This is a genomic window from Endozoicomonas sp. ALC020 (genome assembly GCF_049275935.1).
Classification (GTDB): Bacteria; Pseudomonadota; Gammaproteobacteria; order Pseudomonadales; family Endozoicomonadaceae; genus Endozoicomonas_A.
Window position 1 is genome coordinate 6,017,796 of record NZ_CP184830.1, and the last position, 21,056, is coordinate 6,038,851.

Annotated in this window: 15 protein-coding genes and 2 tRNA genes; 11 read left to right on the forward strand and 6 right to left on the reverse strand. The window is 45.7% G+C overall.

Annotated features, from left to right (window positions below; translation table 11 throughout):
- Positions 1 to 185: 185 nt before the first annotated feature.
- The 9 genes from ACOJUO_RS22120 (at position 186) to ACOJUO_RS22160 (ending at position 15,095) form a co-directional block, all read left to right on the forward strand.
- Positions 186 to 1,634 carry a hypothetical protein gene (locus tag ACOJUO_RS22120; protein ID WP_422138182.1) on the forward strand — a complete coding sequence of 483 codons (1,449 nt, stop codon included), beginning with the start codon at positions 186 to 188 and terminating at the stop codon, positions 1,632 to 1,634.
- Positions 1,635 to 1,898: 264 nt separating this feature from the next.
- On the forward strand, positions 1,899 to 4,301 hold the full coding sequence (locus ACOJUO_RS22125; protein WP_422138183.1) for a hypothetical protein: 2,403 nt from the start codon (positions 1,899 to 1,901) through the stop codon (positions 4,299 to 4,301).
- Positions 4,302 to 4,493: 192 nt separating this feature from the next.
- Positions 4,494 to 5,753, forward strand: a complete 1,260-nt coding sequence (locus ACOJUO_RS22130; RefSeq protein ID WP_422138184.1) for a hypothetical protein — start codon at positions 4,494 to 4,496, stop codon at positions 5,751 to 5,753.
- Positions 5,754 to 6,106: 353 nt separating this feature from the next.
- The gene (locus ACOJUO_RS22135; RefSeq protein ID WP_422134072.1) at positions 6,107 to 7,585 is read left to right on the forward strand and encodes a hypothetical protein; all 1,479 of its coding nucleotides are present in this window, start codon (positions 6,107 to 6,109) and stop codon (positions 7,583 to 7,585) included.
- A 170-nt stretch (positions 7,586 to 7,755) separates the two neighbouring features.
- Positions 7,756 to 9,324: a hypothetical protein gene (locus ACOJUO_RS22140; protein ID WP_422138185.1), complete on the forward strand. Its 1,569-nt coding sequence runs from the start codon at positions 7,756 to 7,758 to the stop codon at positions 9,322 to 9,324.
- A 96-nt stretch (positions 9,325 to 9,420) separates the two neighbouring features.
- A complete protein-coding gene (locus tag ACOJUO_RS22145) occupies positions 9,421 to 10,698 on the forward strand; it encodes a hypothetical protein (protein ID WP_422138186.1) in 1,278 nt (425 codons plus the stop codon).
- 93 nt (positions 10,699 to 10,791) lie between these two features.
- On the forward strand, positions 10,792 to 12,273 hold the full coding sequence (locus ACOJUO_RS22150) for a hypothetical protein (RefSeq protein ID WP_422134075.1): 1,482 nt from the start codon (positions 10,792 to 10,794) through the stop codon (positions 12,271 to 12,273).
- Positions 12,274 to 12,424: 151 nt separating this feature from the next.
- Positions 12,425 to 13,699: a hypothetical protein gene (locus ACOJUO_RS22155; protein WP_422134076.1), complete on the forward strand. Its 1,275-nt coding sequence runs from the start codon at positions 12,425 to 12,427 to the stop codon at positions 13,697 to 13,699.
- A 169-nt stretch (positions 13,700 to 13,868) separates the two neighbouring features.
- Positions 13,869 to 15,095 carry a hypothetical protein gene (locus ACOJUO_RS22160; protein ID WP_422138187.1) on the forward strand — a complete coding sequence of 409 codons (1,227 nt, stop codon included), beginning with the start codon at positions 13,869 to 13,871 and terminating at the stop codon, positions 15,093 to 15,095.
- 95 nt (positions 15,096 to 15,190) lie between these two features.
- On the opposite strand, the gene ACOJUO_RS22165 is transcribed toward ACOJUO_RS22160, so the two are convergent.
- The 5 genes from ACOJUO_RS22165 to ACOJUO_RS22185 all read right to left on the reverse strand — a co-directional run bounded on the left by ACOJUO_RS22165 (position 15,191) and on the right by ACOJUO_RS22185 (position 17,289).
- Entirely contained in the window at positions 15,191 to 15,505 is a 315-nt protein-coding gene (locus tag ACOJUO_RS22165) for a TusE/DsrC/DsvC family sulfur relay protein (protein ID WP_422138188.1), read from the reverse strand.
- Between the two features lie 3 nt (positions 15,506 to 15,508).
- On the reverse strand, positions 15,509 to 15,796 hold the full coding sequence (gene tusB / locus ACOJUO_RS22170; protein ID WP_422138189.1) for a sulfurtransferase complex subunit TusB: 288 nt from the start codon (positions 15,794 to 15,796) through the stop codon (positions 15,509 to 15,511).
- On the reverse strand, positions 15,796 to 16,155 hold the full coding sequence (gene tusC / locus ACOJUO_RS22175) for a sulfurtransferase complex subunit TusC (protein WP_422134080.1): 360 nt from the start codon (positions 16,153 to 16,155) through the stop codon (positions 15,796 to 15,798). The genes tusB and tusC overlap by 1 nt, the downstream gene beginning before the upstream one ends.
- Before the next feature lie 2 nt (positions 16,156 to 16,157).
- The gene (gene tusD, locus ACOJUO_RS22180) at positions 16,158 to 16,550 is read right to left on the reverse strand and encodes a sulfurtransferase complex subunit TusD (RefSeq protein ID WP_422134081.1); all 393 of its coding nucleotides are present in this window, start codon (positions 16,548 to 16,550) and stop codon (positions 16,158 to 16,160) included.
- Positions 16,551 to 16,617: 67 nt separating this feature from the next.
- Positions 16,618 to 17,289, reverse strand: a complete 672-nt coding sequence (locus tag ACOJUO_RS22185) for a Bax inhibitor-1/YccA family protein (protein ID WP_317146175.1) — start codon at positions 17,287 to 17,289, stop codon at positions 16,618 to 16,620.
- Positions 17,290 to 17,527: 238 nt separating this feature from the next.
- Here ACOJUO_RS22185 and ACOJUO_RS22190 point away from each other — a divergent pair.
- Positions 17,528 to 17,618, forward strand: a tRNA-Ser gene (locus ACOJUO_RS22190).
- 84 nt (positions 17,619 to 17,702) lie between these two features.
- Positions 17,703 to 17,793: transfer RNA gene (locus ACOJUO_RS22195), tRNA-Ser, on the forward strand.
- A gap of 122 nt (positions 17,794 to 17,915) precedes the next feature.
- On the opposite strand, the gene ACOJUO_RS22200 is transcribed toward ACOJUO_RS22195, so the two are convergent.
- Positions 17,916 to 20,861 (reverse strand): TatD family hydrolase, encoded by a 2,946-nt coding sequence (locus ACOJUO_RS22200; protein WP_422138190.1) that lies wholly within the window; start codon positions 20,859 to 20,861, stop codon positions 17,916 to 17,918.
- Positions 20,862 to 21,056: the final 195 nt, after the last annotated feature.

Sequence of the window (21,056 nt, forward strand, 5' to 3'; positions counted from 1 at the left end):
AGTACCTGGCCAGTTGGTTTCGCATATTCTGGCGAGTGGATTTTTTCATCCTTCAAGGCGCAACGACGGGCGCGTAGCCATAGCTACGCAACCAAAGTTGGAACGCAGAAGGGTGGAAAAAGCCGCCGTCCAGAATATGCGAAACCAACTGGTTAGGTACTTATTCATAGACAAGGAGAAAAGTCATGATTAACAGTATGAACACTCTCAAATCTCTCGTTCCGACGACAATACAGGGAAACACTAGAGAAACTCCCGCTGGTAAACCTGATGATGTTTCGCAAAAACATGACATCACTCCTCATTTAAAAACCGACGGCAACGAAATTCAACAACAGACCGTCAATCTTTCAAGCCGAACAGTTACTGATTTGAATTCAGACTCAAACAACTCTGACATCAGCCCGCCGCCCCCTCCACAGGAGGAAATCGCAAAATTAGCAAGCAAAACTGAGACAGGGCAAAAAGCGGCAAAAAAACGTCGTTTACTTGAAGTAGATGAGTATTTTGTGGCAATTTTTCATCCCCTGGCGGAGCGACCCACGAATGCTCCTTCCAAACAGTACACGGGCAGTTCCGAGCGTAAGAATTGGGAGCATATGAATAATAACCCCCGGGGCAACTACTATGCGAGCTATGCCAATGTACCGCTTGGGAATGAACCGGAAACTGTCCAGATTGGCAACCAGCAACTGATTACGCTGGATACTTCGCAAGCATTTGTTGATCGGGATCTGGAGGCAAAGAGGGAAGATCTGGAATACTATAACTTCAGCTTTCTGGTTGATTTTTTAAACGAAAACAGCTCAATCAAATACATTGTTGATATTGGCTGTGATAACGGAAAAATATCCCTGTTAATGCAAAACTATCTCAATGAAAAGGGAATTCAAATTAAAGTGATTCCTGTTGATATTGCCAATACCTATGACAATGTATATTGCGACGACAAGCCACTGCCCATTAACATTATCCCGGCTCAGGAAATTGTTGGCGCTACACCGGCAACTACTTTGTTTACCGCAATACACCCTTTTACTGGCTTCGTGGATGAAGTAAAAGAACTGAGCAGGGAGGTTACACAGGGGAAAACCGACTATTACATCACTACACTCATAAAAAACAATCCTGGCTGTTTTGTCCTGGCCACCGAAGACCCTAATTCATCCTCCCCCCAGCGTTATATTCCCCCGGAACTGGTGTACACCAAGCATTATCACGCCTACGCGAATAGCTTTTGGATAAAGTGGCTGGAGGATGATGACAGGGTGCCTTTTTATCAGGAAAAAGCTGCAGAAATGAACTCAGAAAACGGTAATATTCACCGGTTAAACCAATTACTGGCGAAACTTCCCGAACAGCGGGATGGTTATCTGGCTTCGATCTCCCAAATTACAGATCGAATAAAAAGTTACATACTCAAAGAGCCAGAGAAATTCTGGCCAGATAATATCTTCAATTTGCATATTAATGACACATTATTCATGGCAACTAACAAATCTTCCGAATGTATCACATTCGAAAGCATCGAAGATGAGATAAAAAGAAATAGATTGGCGATGCATTGCTGGCATGTCTATCGCCAGGATATCAATGCCTCAGAAGTTTCCGGCCAGGCAGGGAAAGAGCCCTAACTTTCAGATTGAAGCTACAAGGCAGCCCGATTTTTTTGAAAGCATAAATTGAGATTAAGCCCTGTTGTTGGCGATGACTCTCTGTCAGATAGTCTACCCTTTATCCGGCATCGCATTCGTTAGGGCTGATCCATATCTGGACAACGAAAGTAATGGAACAGTTGGTATTACGGAGAGCCCATCGGCAATAATTTTTATGTTCTGTCATAGTTACTTATCAATGGCTTCCTGACCGGTATTGTGAAAGACAGATATTGGGGTGACATGAACAAAATACATTGCACACTGGCTATTTGCAGGCTGCTCTTATTCTGTCTTATGATGCAGGCGACAATACAGCAGGCAATGGCCGTGGGTAGTCTCAGTGAGCCCATTTCACTGAGTTCGCTGCTACCCTTGATGGCCACTGTTTACCGGAATATTCCCGAAGCAAAGAACCTGTTGCCAGAACAGAATCCGTCTTATCTGAACAACGTCGTAAAATACATTGATCCAACTGAACATTGTCACCGACCCTGGTTTTTTGCGAGCAATGGCCATGACAGATCGGATAACAATGACCTTGACCCGGTAAAAAAACCGTTAAAACGCCTCCTCCCTGCTCCCTTCCCCCTGTCAATCCGTTACGCTGAGCCCGGCATTTCGGTTTTATTTCAGGATTCAATCTGGCTAAGGCTTAATCAGGAAGAATCGCTGGCTCTTGTGCCTGCGGAGTTTCCTGCCGTGGCGAAAGTCAGCGATATGGCCGATGAAAACTGGCCGCAACTCATTGCCGTTGAGTCTGTTTACAGTGATACCGGCGGTGTCAGATCTGTCTTCAGGTGGGCTAATCAATGGCTGCTGAACTCGTTATCTGATGACCCTTTATTAAGATTTATCGCACTCATTCACGGGGTAGCCTTTCATGTGCAGGACAGTCATGGACAAGTGTCATACATCATCCAACAAAACGGCAAGCTGTTATTCATCAGCAGGCTCGAAGCCTGCCTAAGGTTCAGTCAGTATGGCCAAAGTTTTCTTGAGTCGCTGTATCCGGAGATTTTCGGCCCGTCGCTGCCAGCGGGTGGTGGCTGGCATGAATGGAACCGCTTCATTCGCAAGCAGCCTTTTCATCCCCATGAGAGGCCTGAACAGGATGCCAATATCCGTTCTGGTGCTCAAAGGCCCTTAAATCCTGCAGGTGGAAATAATGAAAGAAACGATGGATCAACGGGTTCTGACACTCACGCAATGGGTCACTCAGAACGCAGCTCAGAACAAACCCCGGAGCCCTGCACAGCATCTACCGTAAGGAATGGAAGGCAAGAGCAGATAAACCAGCAACGCCAGTATTGTCATATTTGCACCGAGCCCATTACCAGAGGTCCCTCAGACTGTGAACACAGCTGCCCACCGGCCTTCATGAAGAACCAAAAAGTGGCGAAAAAGCGCCGTTTACAAGAAGTAAAAGAGCATTCTGAACCCACCATACCAGCTAAGAAGCCCCGCACTTTTGCGACAGCCTCACGTAGCCAGTCACTTAGCCAATCACTTAGCCAAAGTCTCGCTGAGACCAGTGAACACATTGAACAAGATAAACATATCCCACAGCAGATCACTCCCTCCACGCCATACCCTGATACTTCCGGTTACAGACGCGTATATACCTTGATGGATAATGATATCCAGCGCAATTATCGCGCGAGACATGCCAATGTACCGGTGACGGTTGAACCGGAAACTGTCCGGATTGGCAACCAGAATCTGATGACGCTGGATACTTCGCAGCCCTTTGTTGACAAAGCCCTGGAGTCACACAGGAGCAATTGGGAAGAGTTTAACTTCGACTACCTGATTGACTTTTTACGTAAAAACAACACCATCGAATACATTGTTGATATTGGCTGTGGTGGCGGACAAACATCCATGTTAGTACAAAACGTTCTCAACGAAGAGAAGTTCAAGATCAAAGTAATTCCCGTAGACGTTTACAATTATTACGACGATGAAGCTGTCAAGTCACTGCCCATCAACATAATAGCGGCCCAGGAAATTGTTGGCGCTACACCGGCAAACACTCTGTTTATCGCCATACACCCTTTTACCGGCCTCTACACTGAATCAAGAGAGCTAAGCAGGGACATTACACAGGGGAAAACTGACTATTACATCACCACACTCATAAAAAACAATCCCGGCTGTTTTGTCCTGGCCACCGAAGACCGCTGTGCCTCCTCACCGCAGCGTTATATTCCCCCGGAACTGGTGTACACCAAACATTATCAGGCATTCGTATACAGGATTCCGTTGGAGACCGATGAGGCCAGGACCTTTCGTCAGGCGAAAGCTGCGGAAATGAATTCAGAAAACGGTGATATCTACCGGCTAAACCAGTTACTGGCAAAACTGCCTGAACAGCGCCAGAGTTATCTGGCTTCGATCGACAAAATTACAGGTCGGGAACAACAGCGAATACTCAGAACGCCTTCTAAATTCTGGCCGGATGCCATCTTCAAGTTGCATCTTAATGGCAACCTGTTTAAAGAAGTTGGCAGAACTCTCAGAAGTATCAAATGTGAAGTAAAAAATAATAAATTGGAGATGCTTTGCTGGCATGTTTATCGCCAGGATATCAATACCTCAGAAGTTGCCAGCCAGGCTGTTAAAGAACCCTCTTGCTCAAATTGAAGCTACCAGACAGGTTCGGATGTATAGCTCTCAGAAACCCTGTGAATGCAGCTCCCACAGAAGAAGATTCGGTTTATGGATTGAACCAAAAACTTGTACCTTGGTCTAAATAGATAAGCACTGATCATTATCGGATCAAGCTGAATAAACGTTTTTAATCTTTTTGCATACTCATCGACAAGGAGAACAGTCATGATCAGAGGTATGGACACTTTCAACTCTCTCGTTCCGACGACAATACAGGGCAATACTGAAGAAACTCCCCCTGGTAAACCTGATGATGTTACGCAAAAACATGACATCACCCCTTATCTGAAAACCGACAGCAAAGAAATTCAACAACAGACCGTCGATCTTTCAAGCCGAACGGTTACTGAGTTGAAGACGCCTTCCAGACCTTATTACGGTTCATCCAGATCGATTAATGTCATTATGGATAATAATGCCATTGGCAATTACTTTGCTACCTATGCCCATCTATCGGATAAGGATAAACCGGAAACGGTCCGAATTGGTGGTCAGGAACTGATGACACTGGATCCTTCGCAATCATTTATTGATCCTGATCTGGCGGAGAAAAAAAGCTTTTTGGATTCATTTAACTTCAACTTCCTGGTTGATTTTTTGAAAAAAAACGACAAAATTGAATACATTGTTGATATTGGCTGTGGTGACGGAAAGATATCCCTGTTAATGCAAAATCACCTCAGGGCGCTTGGATCGAAGATCAAAGTCGTTCCTGTGGATGTCAACAATTCTCACACTGAATATAACGACAACAAACCAATCCCCTTCAACTTAATTCCGGCCCAGGAAATTGCTGGTGCTTCACCGGCAACTACCTTGTTTACCGCCATACACCCTTTTACCGAGCTGGGGTCTACAGCAAACAGACTGAGCAGGGAGATTACACAGGGAAAAACTGAGTATTACATCACCACAGTGATAAAAAATAATCCCGGCTGTTTTGTCCTGGCCACCGAAGATCTGCACACATCCTCCCCTCAGCGTTATATTCCTCCGGAATTGGTGTACACGAAACATTACCATGCCTACCCGATTTGCTTTGGCATGGTCTGTTCTGAACCAATGTCTGTTCGTCAGGAAAAAGCCGCAAAAATGAATTCAGAAAACGGTAATGTTAGCCAGTTAAACCAGTTGCTGGCAAAACTTCCCGAACAGCGGGATAGTTATCTGGCTTCAATCTCCAAGATTACAGATAATATAAAAGAGCACATACTCGAAGAGCCAGAGGAATTCTGGCCAGATAACATCTTCAAGTTGCATATTGAAGATACATTATTAAAGGCAGCTATCAAACCTTTCGAAAGCATCCAATATGAACTCACCAGAAATGGATTGGAGCTGCTTTGCTGGCATGTCTATCGTCAGGATATCAATGCCTCAGAAGTTTCCGGCCAGGCTGTTAAAGAACCCCCTTTTTCAAATTGAAGCTACCAGGCAGGTTCGGATGTATAGCTCTCAGAAATCCTATGGATGCTGGCCCCCTAGGAGCCTGACCGAGAATAGCGCCCGTAGCGAGGACGGCAGAAAATTGAGGATGAAAATTCGGTTTTGTGAGGAGAATAGCGAGCTATTTGACGAACAAAAGCGGATTTTCAGACCAATTTGCTGCCGCCGCAGTAGGGCAGTCTATTCTCGGTCAGGCTCCTAGAATAGGGTTCGGTTTTGGATTGAACCATTAACTTGTTCATTGGTCCAAATAGATAAGCACTGATCATTATCGGATCAAGCTGAATAAACGTTTTTAATCTTTTGCATACTTATCGACAAGGAGAACAGTCATGATCAGAGGTATGGACACTTTCAACTCTCTCGTTCCGACGGCAAAACAGGGCAATACGAAAGAAACTCGTCCTGGTAAACCTGATGATGTTGCTCAAAAACATGACATTACCCCTCATCTGAAAACCGACGGTAACGAAATTCAACAACGGACTGTCGATTTTTCAAGCCGAGCCGTTACTGATTTGAATTCAGGTATAAACAACTCTGACACCAGCCCATTGCCCAAACCGCGCGAGGCAGATGCAAAAGTAGCCAGCAAAACTGAGACAGAGCCAAAAGTGGCGAACAAACGCAGTGCACAAGAAGTCAATGAACGTTTTGATCCCAACGTACCAAAGAAGCGCAAAACTTTTAAGATGACCTTGCACAACCAGAGCGTCCCTGAGACCAGTGAACACATTGGACAAGATAAACGTCCCACACAGCAGAACACTCCCTTAACGCCATACCCTGATACTTCCGGTTACAGACGCGTATTTGCCTTGATGGATAATAATACCCGACACAATTACTGTGCGAGACATGCCAATGTAACGGCTGAGGTTGAGCCGGAAACTGTCCGGATTGGCAACCAGAATCTGATGACCCTGGATACTTCACAATCATTTGTTGATCCAGACCTGGAGTCAGACAGGAGCAATTGGGAGGAGTTTAACCTCAGCTACCTGCTCGATTTTTTGGATAAAAACAAAACCATCGAATACATTGTTGATATTGGCTGTGGTAGCGGAGGAATATCCCTGTTACTGCAGAACGTTCTCAACGAAAAGAATTTCAAGATCAAAGTAATCCCTGTAGATGTTTACAATTATCACGACGATGAAGCTATCAAGTCACTGCCCATCAACATAATAGCGGCCCAGGAAATTGTTGGCGCTACACCGGTAAACACTTTGTTTATCGCCATACACCCTTTTACCGGCCTCGACTATGAAGTAATAAAGCTAAGCAGGGACATTACACAGGGGAAAACTGACTATTACATCACCACACTCATAAAAAACAATCCCGGCTGTTTTGTCCTGGCCACCGAAGACCGCTGTGCCTCCTCTCCACAGCGTTATATTCCCCCGGAACTCGTGTACACCAAACATTACCAGGCATTCGTATACAGGATTCCGTCGGAGACCGATGAGGCAAAGGCCCTTCGTCAGGAGAAAGCTGCGGAAATGAATTCAGAAAATGGTGCTATTTACCGGTTAAACCAGTTGCTGGCAAAACTGCCTGAACAGCGGGATAGTTATCTGGCTTCGATCAATAAAATTACCAGCTGTCAACAGCAGCAAATACTCAGAAAGCCTTCTGAATTCTGGCCAGATGTCATCTTTGAGTTGCATATTAATAATGACTTATTAACGGAAGTTGGCAGAACTTTTGAAAGTATCAAACGTGAAGTAGAAAATAATCAATTGGAGATGCTTTGCTGGCATGTCTATCGTCAGGCTATCAATCCCTCAGAAGTGGCAAGCCAGTAGGCGAAAAAAGCCCGATTTTTAAATTGAAGGCCCCAAACGGCACAGTTATCCCTGAAGAGCCTGAGTTGAACTAAGCGGTGATATTTTGGTCTAAACAAACAATTACAAATTTTAACCCGTTCAAGGTGAATAAAGTTATTGATCTTGTTGCATAGACGTGGAGACTAGTCATGATTCGTAGTACGGGCACAGCCAATTCTCCCATTCAGGCGGCAAAACAGGGCAGTACAGAAAAAAAAACCTCTGGCAAACCTGATGATATTGCGCAAAAAAATAACATCACCCCGAAAACCGACGGCAACGGAATTCAACAACGACAAACCATAAGTCTTTCGAGCCGAGTGATTACTGATTTAAATTCGGACTCAAACAACCCTGAAATCAGTCCATCACCCTCCTCTCTGCAAGAGACTGTCGAAAAAGTAGCAAGCAACGCTGTGACAAAGCAAAAAGCAGCTAAAAATCGTCGTTTACAAGAAGCAGATGGGTATTTTGAGCCACTTTTTAACGCTGTATCAGCGAAGCGACCCACTTTAGCGACAGCCTCGTATTGCTATAGCATCCCTGAGGCCAGTGGACCTATTGGACAAGGCAGAGGTGCCACACAGCAGATCCCTCCCTCCAGACCATACCCTGGCCATCCAAGGTACGAGTCTGCCTTTATGGATAACAGTCCCCGCAGCAATTTCTCTGCAACCTATGCCAATGTACCCGTTACGGTTAAGCCGGAAACTGTCCAGATTGGCAACCAGCGGCTGATTACCCTGGATAGGTCGCAAGCATTTGTTGATCCAACCCTGGCGGAAGACAGAATTGATTCGGAACTTTATAACTTCAGTTTTCTGGCTGATTTTTTACGCCAAAACAACACCATCGAATACATTGTCGATATTGGCTGTGGTAATGCAGAAGCATCCCTGTCAATGCAAAACTATCTCAACGAAAAGACATTACCGATCAAAGTGATTCCTGTGGATGTCAGCAATGCTTATGCCGGTAAATCTGACGTCGCCACGACACTGCCCATCAACCTGATACCGGCCCAGGAAATTGCTGGCGCTGCACCGGCAACCACTTTGTTCACCGCTATTCACCCTTATACCGACACAGGCTCAGTAGCAAGACGACTGAGCAGGGAGATTGCACAAGGGATGACTGACTATTACCTCACCACGCTGATAAAAAACAATCCCGGCTGTTTTGTCCTGGCAACCGAAGATCCCTACCTCTCCTCGCCCCAGCGTTATATTCCTCCTGAGCTGGTTTACACCAAACATTATCAGGCATTCGCGAATGACATGAAGCTGGATGATTATGAAACAAACCCCAACCAAGAGGCAAAAGCCATGAGAATGAATGCAGAAAAAGGTGATATTCACCGGTTAAACCAATTGCTGGCAAAACTTCCTGAAGAGCGGGCCCATTACCTGACCTCAATCCCTGCAATTAAAGAAAAATTACAAGTGGAATTGCCCGGAAAACCTGAGCGAGCCAGGCCAGACAAGATCTTCAAGTTGTATCTTGACAAGATGGCATCTACCAAGGGTTTCAGGTTATACCGTGATATTAAATATGACCTGGTAAAAAATGGATTGGAGATGCGTTGCTGGCATGTCTATCGTCAGGATATCAATGCCTCAGAGGTTTCCAGCCAGGCTGCTAAAGAGCCGTATTTTTCAAATGGAAACTACCAGACAAACTACCAGACAGTCCGTTTTATGAATGGAACTCAGTATTAATATTTTGGTCTGAAGAGAAAACGCAAAACTTTTATCAGTTCAAACTGAATAAGGATTTTTGATCTTATTGCTTATTAATCGACATGGAGAACCATCGTGATTAGAGATATGGAGACTTCTCATTTAAACGTCAAGACGACAGAACAGGTCAGTACTGAAAAAACTCCCCCTGACAAACCTGTTCATTGCACGCAAAAACAAGAGATCACCCCTTTTCTGAAAACCGATGGTGACGAAATCCACGAGCAACAAGTCTTCAGTCTTTGCTGCCGTGACGTTGCTTATTTGAAGACTCCTTCCAGGCCATATCCCGGTACTTCCAGATGTACATCAGTCTATATGGATAATAATCCCCGGGGGAACTACTCGGCTACCTATGCCAATCTACCGGAAACAGTTACACCGGAAACAGTCCGGATTGGTAATCAGCAACTGATCACGCTGGATACTTCGCAACCATTTGTTGATTCGGATCTGGCGGCAGAAAGGCGCTTTTTGGGATTGTATAACTTCGGCTTTCTGGTTAATTTTTTACACCAAAACAACCAAATTGAATACATTGTTGATATTGGCTGTCACCGCGGAACAATATCCTTGTTAATGCAAAACTATCTCAATGAAAAGGGATTGCGGATCAAAGTAATTCCTGTGGACGTCCGTAATGATTATGCCAATGAAGCTGACGATGCCAGGGCACTGCCCATCAACCTGATCCCGGCCCAGGAAATTGCCAATGCTTCACCCGCAACCACTTTGTTTACTGCCACACACCCTTATACCGGCTCAGGCTCAGGAGCAAGAAGACTGAATAAGGAAATTAGAGAGGGGATCGCTGACTTTTATCTCACCACACTGATAAAAAATAATCCCGGCTGTTTTGTCCTGATCACCGAAGATCCTTATGTATCCTCACCACAGCATTATATTCCCCCGGAACTGGTGTATAGCAAGCATTACTATGCATACCCGAACTTCCTTGTTCCAGCGGCTTGTGAGACAGAGAAAGCCATTCGTCAGGCAAAAGCTGCAGAAATGAATGCGCAAAGCAGTGATATTCACCGGTTAAACCAGTTGCTGGCCAAACTTCCTGAAATGCGGAACAGCTATCAAGCTGAGATTTCTGCATTGAAAGATCAATTACAGCCGGAAATAGTCAAAAAGCCCGATCGATTTTGGCCAGATGAGATCTTCAGGTTATATCTTGATAAAAGGTCCTTTACCGAAGGTGTCGGGCCTTATGATGATATCCAATATGACGTAAAAAGAAAGGCATTGGAGCTGCGTTGCTGGCACGTCTTTCGTCAGGATATAAATACCTCAAAAGCCTGTGGATACAGCCCCCCAGAACAAAGTTCGGTTTATGGATTCAACTAATAACTTGTACCTTGGTCTAAATCTATAAGCACTGACTATTAATGAATAAACGTTTTTAAACTTTTTGCATGCTCATCGACAAGGAGAACAGTCATGATTAGAGGTATAGAAAACTCTGTCGTTCCGACGACATTACCGGGCAATACTAAAGAAACTCGCCCTGATAAACCTGATGATGTTGTACAAAAACATGACATCCCCCCTCATCTGAAAACCGACGGCAACGAAATTCAACAACAGAGCCTTGATCTTTCAAGCCGAACCGTTACTGATTTGAATGCAGATATAAAAAGCCCATTACCCAATGCGCGCGAGGCAGACGCAAAAGTAACCAGCAAAACTCAGACAAGGCAAAAACTGGCAAACAAACACAGTTCACAAGTATTAAAGCAATGTTTTGATCCCAGCGAATCACAAAAACGCAAGACTTCTGAGACAGCCTCGCACAGCCAAAGTGCCCCTGAGGCCAGTGAACACGTTGGACAAGATGAACGTCCCTTAGAACTGAACACTCCTCGCAAACCCTACCCAGGTAGTTCCAGGCGTCGACGTGAAGCCCATATGGATAATAACCCCTGGGGCAACTACTATGCGACCTATGCCAATGTACCGCGTACGTTTAGACCGGAAACTGTCCAGATTGGCAACCAGAAACTGATAACGCTGGATACATCACAGTCATTTATTGATCCGGATCTGGAAGGAGACAGGAAAGATTTGGAACACCATAACTTCAGGTACCTGGTTGATTTTTTGAACAAAAACAACGAAATCAAATACATTGTTGATATTGGCTGTGGTGACGGAAAAAAATCCCTGTTAATGCAAAATTATCTCAAAGAAGAGGGAGTTCAGATTAAAGTGATTCCTGTTGATATTGCCAATGCTTATGACAATGTATATAACCACAACAAGCCACTGCCCATCAACATTATCCCGGCTCAGGAAATTGCTGGCGCTACACCAGCAACCACTTTGTTTACCGCCATACGCCCTTTTACCGAAGAGGACCGGGAAGCAGAGCAACTGACCAGGGAAATTGCACAGGGAAAAACCGATTATTACCTAACCACACTCCTGAAAAACAATCCCGGCTGTTTTGTACTGACCACCGAAGATCCGTACGCATCTTCACCCCAGCGTTATATTCCCCCGGAAATGGTGTACACCAGACATTACCATGCATTCGCAAATGCCTTTTCGCCGCACAATTATGAGACATTGTCTGATCGTCAAGCAAAGGCTGCGGAGATAAATGCAGAAAACGGTGATATTTACCGTTTAAACCAGTTGCTGGCAAAATTTCCTACTAGAAATCGGGATATTTATTTGTACTCGATCCCTCTAATCAGGATAAGGTTGCAAAAGGACTTACCCGGAGAACCTGAGCAACTTTCGCCAGAGAAAATCTTCAATTCGTATCTTGATCAGATGAGACTTTTCGAGCCTGTAAAACCATTTCTTAGAATTAAATATGACTTAGCAGTAAAGAATTTAGAGATGCGTTGCTGGCATGTTTATCGTCAGGATATTACTACCTCAGAAGTTACCGAGCAAGGCACTAAAGAGCCCTGATTTTTTAAATTGAAACTAATAGACAGCCCGGTTTATGAATGGAACTCTATATTGATATTCTGGTCTGAAAAGTAAGGACAACCTTTAAACCAGTTCATTCTGAGTAAGCGTTTGTAGTCTTATTACATGCTCATCGACAAGGAGTATAGTCATGATTAGAAGTATGGACACTGCCAATTTCCAGGCTCCGACAACAGAACAGGGAATTACAAGAGAAACTCCCCCTGACAAAACTGATCATGTCAGGCAAAAACATAACATCGAGCCTCAATTAAAAACCGACGTCGATGGAATTCAGGAACAACAGGCCGCCAGTCTTTCAAGCCGTACCATTACTGGTTTAAACCCTCATTCTGCGCCGTACCCTGAAACTCGCTCCTATGCTTGTACCCTTATGGATAATAATCCCCGGCGCAATTGCTGTGCGAGACATGCCAATGTATCGGGTACGGCTGAACCGAAAACTGCCCAGATCGGCAACCAGAAGCTGATAACACTGGATACTTCGCAATCATTTGTTAATTCAACCCAGGAGGCAGACAGGGAGTATTTGGAACTCTTTAACTTCAGCTTCCTGGTTGATTTTTTGGACAAAAACAGCGGAATCAAATACATCGTTGATATTGGCTGCGGTAACGCAAAAATATCTCTGTTAATGCAAAACTATCTCAATGAGCTGGAACGTCAGATTAAAGTGATTCCTGTGGATATCGCAAATTTTTACAGTCGTTCCTATGCAGTTTTCTTCAACAAGCCACTGCCTATCAACATAATCCCGGCCCAGGAAATTGCTGGCGCTACACCGGCAACCACTTTGTTTACCGTTTTACATCCTTTTACCGGCACGCCTTCAGAAGAAGAAAAACTCTCCGGGGAGATCGTAAGGGGGGAAACCGAGTATTACATCACCACACTCATAAAAAACAATCCCGGTTGTTTCGTCCTGGCCACCGAAGATCCCTATGCATCCTCACCCCAGCTTTATATTCCCCCGGAACTGGTATACACCAAGCATTACCATGCATTACTGAATTGCGTTTCGTCGGAAGATATTGAGACAAAATCCCTTCAAGAGGCAAAAGCTGCAGAGATGAATGCAGAAAATGGTGATATTGACCGGTTAAACCAGTTTCTGGCAAAACTTCCTGAGCAACGGAGTCATTATCTCGCTATGACTTCTGCAATTACAGAGAGATTACAACGGCAAATGGACTTAAAACCCAGGCTATTCACGCCGGATTACATTTTTAATGCTTATCTCTGGGGAAAAAGGTTAGACAATAAGGCAATCAGGTCTCGCGCTCATATCAAATCTGTCCTGGAAAATTATGGACTGGAGCTGCGTTGCTGGCATGTTTATCGTCAGGACATCAGTGCCTCAGAAGTGACCAGCGAAACTGCGAAAGAGCCCTATTCTTCAAATTGAAGCAGCCAGACACCCTCTCTGGCCTGGGAACAGCCGTCAACAACGCCCGGTTTATGGATTGAACTAATAACTAGTACTTTGGTCTAAATATGTAAGCACAGACTAAAACCGGCTCAAGCTGAATAAAATGTTTGATCTTATTGATGACTCATCGACAAGGAGAAATGTCATGATTAGAAGTATGGACACTGCCAATATACAGGCTCCGACGACACAACAGGAATTTACCAGAGAAACTCCCCCTGACAAACCTGATCATGTCAGGCAAAAACATAACATCGCCCCACAATTGCAAACCGACGGCGATGGAATTCAGGAACAACAGGCCGCCAGTCTTTCAAGCCGAACCATTACTGGCTTGAACCCTCATTCTGCGTCGTCACCTGAAACTTACTGGGAATGTGAGCATATGGATAATAATCCCCGGCGTTATTGCTGTGCGAGCTATGCCAATGTACCCGGTACGTCTGAACCGAAAACTGTCCAGATCGGCAACCAGAAACTGATGACACTGGATACTTCGCAATCATTTGTTAATCAGGCCCTGGAGGCAAACAGGAGTCATTTGGAACTCTATAACTTCAGCTTTCTGGCTGATTTTTTAAGCAAAAACAGCGAAATCAAATACATTGTTGATGTTGGCTGTGGTTTTGGAAAAATATCCCTGTTAATGCAAAACTATCTCAAAGAGCTGAACCCCCAGATCAAAGTAATTCCTGTAGATATCGGAAATGCTTATGCTATGCAGGATGGAACTTACTGTGACGACCCGCTGCCCATCAACATAATCCCGGCTCAGGAAATTGCTGGCGCTAATCCTGCGACCACTTTGTTTACCGCTATACACCCTTATACCGGCTTGCCTTCGGAAGAAGTACAACTTTGTAAAGAGATTGCACAGGGGAAAACTGATTTTTATCTCACCACACTCATAAAAAACAATCCTGGTTGTTTTGTCCTGATCACCGAAGACCCGCACGCATCCTCACCCCAGCAATATATTCCCCCGGAACTGGTGTACACCAAACATTACCACGCGCTCGCTCAAAGCATTACGCTGGAGGAGCGTGAGACAGAACCCCGTCGCCAGGCAATAGCCGCAGAAATGAACGCAGAAAACGGTGATATCTACCGGTTAAACCAGTTGCTGGCAACACTTCCTTCGCGGCAGGATATTTATCTGTTATTTACCTCCATAAATACAGAAAGGCTTGATCGGGAAATATCCTTAGCACCCTGGCAATACTCGCCGGATTATATCTTCCATTCGGCTCTTGAACCCATGTCACAGGACATGGGGATTAAATCCTACGAAAACATCAAATCTGAGGTCGCAATACATAACCTGGGGCTGTTTTGCTGGCATGTCTATCGCATGGATGTCAGTGCCTCATAAACTTCCAGCCAGGCGGCTAAATCAAATTGAAGCTACCGGAGGGCTGTCGACCGGACAGCCCGGTTTTGTGGTGGGGATACACAGGCCGGGCTGTTCTAGAAACAGTTTGTAGGTCTCGGCAGACCTGCAATTCTGGCAGCCAGTTTGGCGGGACTGCCGGGAAACAGCTTCATCAGATAGAGACTGTTCCCCTTCTCTTTTCCCAGCTGGTTGGCAACGTATTTCACAAAAGGTCTTTGACTGGGAGCGTGTTCAAATTGCTGATAATACTTTCTGAGCAGATTAAGGATTTCCCAGTGCTCATCGGTCAGAATAACTTGCTCTTCAGCAGCTAACTGACCCGCTACCTCTGGATTCCAGTCACTGAGGTTGACCAGATAACCGTCTTTATCAAGCTTCAAATCCGACATATTCTAAAACCAGCTCACCACCTTGTCGTTGGCCTCCGTCAGCTCAACAAATCCCTGATGGTCCACTATACCAATATCCAGATCGTCTCTGTTTGTGATTCCCCGGGCCAGTAAATCCGCCTCCAGCACATAGACGGTTACATGCCTGAGAAGATCTGATAACACATCACTGGCTTCGTACAAAGCGTAAACGCCCTCTTCCAGAAGCAGAATACTGTCACCGGCATTAAGGGCTCTCAGGCAGAGCTCCAGGGGTTGTCCGGTTTTATTGACCGTATGCAGAGTAGCCATCAGAAACTCAATACCTTATCTTGCTGTGCCAGGAAAGAGGCCACCGCGTCCCCTTCCAGCAGTGTGTAAAGGGGTAATAACTGCTCTGGATCAAGGTGACGCTCTGTCAGCGATTCTCCATCCACATAAACTGTTTCAATGCCATAGAGCTCCAGGGATTGAAAAAGGGCTGAAAGTTTTTTCCTTTGCAGCTGTCCGGGAGACTGCCCATCCAGGATCTGATAAACACCATCCCCCATCAGCAGCAGACGGGTTGGGATCTCATAGGATGCAGAAACCAGCACAGCGTCCAGGGCTTCTTTGGCAAATTGACCACGGTAAGGGGCCTGAGTCGATATAATACAAATGGATTGACTCATGCTTAGTCTCCAAAAGTAACCAGACGATCGGCCACAATCGTCGCTTCAATTAACTGACCCAGTCCCGAGAGATCGTACTCATCTCTGAGATTGCTTCCCGACAGTTCGTACCTTTCGGCTTCTTCAGTATTCACTACACCTCTGCGCAAAGCCGCTGCGACGCAGACAACGGCATCAATACCCTGCTCTGTTATCAGCTTTTGCCATTGCTCTGGCAGATTCACCTCATCCTGTGGTGGAGAAACCAGGCTGGAAGCATTGTGCACACCCTCCTGATAAAAAAAGACCCGAATAATCTCATGGCCACAAGCCAGCAGGGCCCTGGCAAAAGAAAGCGCTGTCAGTGAAGACTGCCCGGTGCCGGAGGCACCGTATACAGCCAGTGCGTATTTCATTCAAAGACTCCCTTCGACAAAAAAATACCCCGGGGATACCGGGGTATTTATATGGGCCATCGAATACTTAGTCGTCAGACATGCCCAGCAGAGAAAGCAGAGCCGTAAACAGATTGTAGATATTCAGATACAAAGAGACGGTAGCGCGGATATAGTTAGTTTCGCCGCCGTGGATGATACGGCTGGTATCAAACAGGATAAAACCGGACATCAGCAATACAATGGCAGCAGACAGTGCCATAGATGCCGCCGGGATCTGGAAGAAGATCAGAGCGATACTGGCGATTACGGCCACAATCAGGCCAACCATAAGGAAACCACCCATAAATGAGAAGTCTTTACGGGTAACCAGCACATAGGCTGACAGGGCAAAGAATACGACGGCTGTTCCACCCAGAGCCTGCATCACTAAAGAAGGACCATTAGGCAGAGCCAGGTAGAAGTTCAGCATTGGGCCAAGGGCTGCGCCCAGAACACCGGTGAAAGCAAAAACAGCCACCAGACCTTTGCCTGAGTCAGCGGTTTTATTGACAACGAAAATCAGACCAAAACCTACCAGGCTGAGCACCAGGGCAGTGATACGGCTGATTTCCAGCGCCATGGCCACACCAGCAGTAAATGCACTGAACAGCAGTGTCATACCCAGCAACAGGTAGGTGTTGCGCAAAACACTGTTGATCTCAATGCCGCTGCCAACCTGTGTCGGCCTTGACGCTATAACGGTAGATTTTCGTTCCATCTTTTTATTCCTCACGTTGGGAGATATATAAGGAGTATACCAGAGCTGAACATGTCGGCTATATCCAAAACTTCGTTTTACATGATGCCCACAGTACCCTGATGGCGTTACAAAATCGTAACAATCGTTACTTTTTCCGATGCTTTGCCATAAATATTTTTCCATTCAGGAGATATCCTTTGGTTTTCAAGGGTTTGACAGTTGATCGTTTTCAGGTAATATTCATTCCCGTTGCTGCGGAGGGATGGCTGAGCGGTTGAAAGCACCGGTCTTGAAAACCGGCGTGGGTTAATAGCCCACCCAGGGTTCGAATCCCTGTCCCTCCGCCATATTTAAATTTCCTTTGAAATCAGATATCTGTAGGCAGTTACTTGGGTGACAGCTTGCTTTTACTGTGAATTTTCACCTGATACGGTGGGTTGGCTGAGTGGTTGAAAGCACCGGTCTTGAAAACCGGCGTAGGTTAATAGCCTACCCAGAGTTCGAATCTCTGACCCACCGCCATCTATCACGAAAACGTCTGGAATCATGCTGGTCTGTTTGCGAGTTTCATTTGTTTGAAACCTTATTGCTTCAGACATCCTTATCTGAACGCTTTATTTAAGACTCCAGATCTTCGGAATTTTTCAATCATCATCAAATAGAGTGAATATCTCCCTGGCATTACGGGTGGTTGCAGCAGCAATCTCTTCAGCATCTACACCCAGTACTACACTCAGTGCATGGACCACATAGGGCAGATTAGCAGGAACATTATCAACTCTTTTTTTACTACCCTTCACAGGATTATCTTTTCGGGGCATCACCTGGAAGGGGCATAAAAATGGTGCATCAGTCTCAATCATCAGACGATCCCGCAGAACATCCCATCCAACAGTACGCAATGCTTCCACCAGATCTCTGTTGCAGCCACCAGCAATCCATCCTGTAATTCCAATAGAGCACCCCAGATCGATGTAATCTTGCAGAGCCTCGCTATTGCCGGTGAAACAGTGAACGCAGGCCATTTTTTTCGCGGGCAGTTGCTCAATATAATCCACCAGAATTTCCTTGAAATCGTCATGAGCGTCACGCTCATGCAAAAACAACGGTTTTTTCATTTCTACAGCCAGTGCCAGCTGCTGCCGAAAAGCTTCTTTTTGATCTTTCTCAGGCGAGTAATTTCGATCGTAATCAAGCCCGCACTCACCCACTGCGACGCAGCGATTGCGATCCTTCTTGAGCATTTTTCTCATCGCCGGGATGCCACCCTCTTTTAAAAAGTCTTTGGCATCGTGAGGATGACAACCCACGGTGTAGTATAAAGAACATCGAGAGGAATCAGAGGAATCGGCAATAGCTGTTGCCTGATCGGTTGCTTTGCCTGGCACAGGGGAGGATTTCCCCCATTTCATGACCTCATTTTGGGTCTGTCTGGATATCGGGATAGATGCACCGGTTAAAATTATAGTGCCGACCCCCGAACGGGCAGCATCAGCAACAACTGCGTGCAAGTTTTGAAACCTACTATTCCCGACCAGATTGGCACCAATATCTATCAGCGGAGTATCATACCGGGGTCTCTCCAGCAGAGATTTCAGTTTTACTTTTGCCCCTTCTTTTGCAGGAGTTAACTGAAAACCAGTGGAAGTATCACCTCTGCCAGAATCAGTCAGCTGCAAGCCGGCCCGGGTTGAGTTCTTGCCATATCGGAACTTAAGTCCTATGTCAACCAAAGCCTGCTGCCCCTGAGCTGCACCCGGACTTGGGTTATTACGATGACGGGCAGCACAGGGTGGATACCCGGCAACAGACTTGCCCGCGAAACCTGAGCGCTTTTTCTTTTTGCCTTTCCGTGCCCGTGAATCAGCGACCAACACCCAGTCTCCTTGCGAACCCTTTCCGTCAGAATGATGCCTGGCATTTTGTAGATCTTTCCTGTGAGCGTCGGAGTCCGTAGTTACAGAGCTCAGTTTGCTTGTTTCTGATGACTGATACCAGGGATGTGCCGCTGCTGAATTATCAACACCTTTTGCCACAAGCTCCGGTATTTTCTTTTCTCCTCTCATTACAGGAGGCGATCCTTTAGTCACTTCCTGCTCATCGAGTTGAGATTCACGATTCAGGCATTTGAGACACTTATTGGAGGCTACAGCAGGTTTATTACAATGTTGGCATAACCCGGTGTTGGGTGACCCTCCTGACCCATCATCTCCTCCACTCCTTCTTCCACTGCGGCTGCCTTGATTTTGCCGACCATAACCTCTTTGAGATTGGGCATTGGTCGGTGGTTTCACACTAAGGTCAGCCATTGCCTTCTCAACCTGAGCGGTTTCTCCGGAGCAACCGATCACTGAGGGGCAATGGCCCGGAAAAACAGATACACTTCGTAATTGTTTAGGACTTAGGATGAACTCTTGCTTTGCATAGCGACTGTAGTCTTCTGGTTGCAGCGATTGTGCCGGGTTGCTGCCCAGGTAATGATCAAATGCAGCTTCCGGATTAGCGGGATTTCCGGACAATGCCAGAAAAAGTTCTGAACTCCGTTCAAGATTTGCCGCCCTTATCCTGTTCCACAGTTCCTGCGAAATTATGATCGCCTGCTCATTCCAACCCTGCCTGATTTTAAGCACAATCCGGTTATCCCAGACCTGTTTTTTAACAGTCTGACCGTCAGTATCAGGGACAGGCACCAGCACCATTCTGCTGACCAGTTCACTCACCCATTCAAAAGAGTAAAGTGGAGCCAACCCGTTTCCCGGCCTTTTCTTGAATAAATCGTCTAAATCATCACCACCGCCAAAACCGCTACCACCAGAAGAGCTTGCGAATGGCTGGCTGTTATCAGCATTATCAGCGGCTCCGGGTATTAAAAAAGGGCCATCTAAACGCGTTTTGTCATCAAGATAATCAGGGCCATTTTTAACAGTTTGTTTGCTTCGGAAAAAAATTTCGACAAATGATGCTTTTTTGTTTCCGTAAGTAATACTGCCATACATATTGCTTCTCGAAGGCGACGGTAAACCAGTGCTTTCTGAAACTATACCGCTACATTCCGGCTCTAAAACCCATCCATTGTCATTGTTTTCAATGGCCAGAACCAGCGACTTATTACCTGTCGGCAAGCGCCAACTGGCCGAGTACTCATGTTGCCAGCGATCACTGTCTGGCGCCAATGGAACCAGCCTCACTCCCCCGTTTTGTATATCCGGCATAGCCTGGCCCTTCAGAGCCTCTGCAATTACCGGGGGGTAAGGCAAGTTTCCCGTTGAAAATGCAGGTGGCGTCCTGAAACAAAAATTAAACAAGTCGCCTGGTTGGCCATTGAGGATGATATAAAGCTGATTGTTCTCCAGTTCAGAAATTGTTTTGATGTTCTCGTCAAACGCCTTGCGATCATAATTAAGATGGAGAGGCGGACTGCCACCTATAAATGACAGTTTGCTAATCCCTTCCGATGCCTCACTCTTTTTTTTAATGGCTTTGGAGGAACTCAACCAGCCAGTCCAGCTCAATAGGTTGGTAAATTCAGCACTGTGAGCAACAAACGGCAAAATGACAGACACTACGAACAAGAGAAACAGGTGAGTCATAGTGAGAAATCTTGCTGTTTTCATAATTGGATTTGCCTGCAGGCTTTATTAATTGAGACATAACAATAGACCCTAAATTTGAAGATATTTAATTTATCTTCCTTTTATTTTCGTACCTGTCAGAAAACGCTGGTCCCCCAAAAATGGCTTCATATTTCTGTATCACCCTATGCTAAATTTTCCCAATGAACCTGT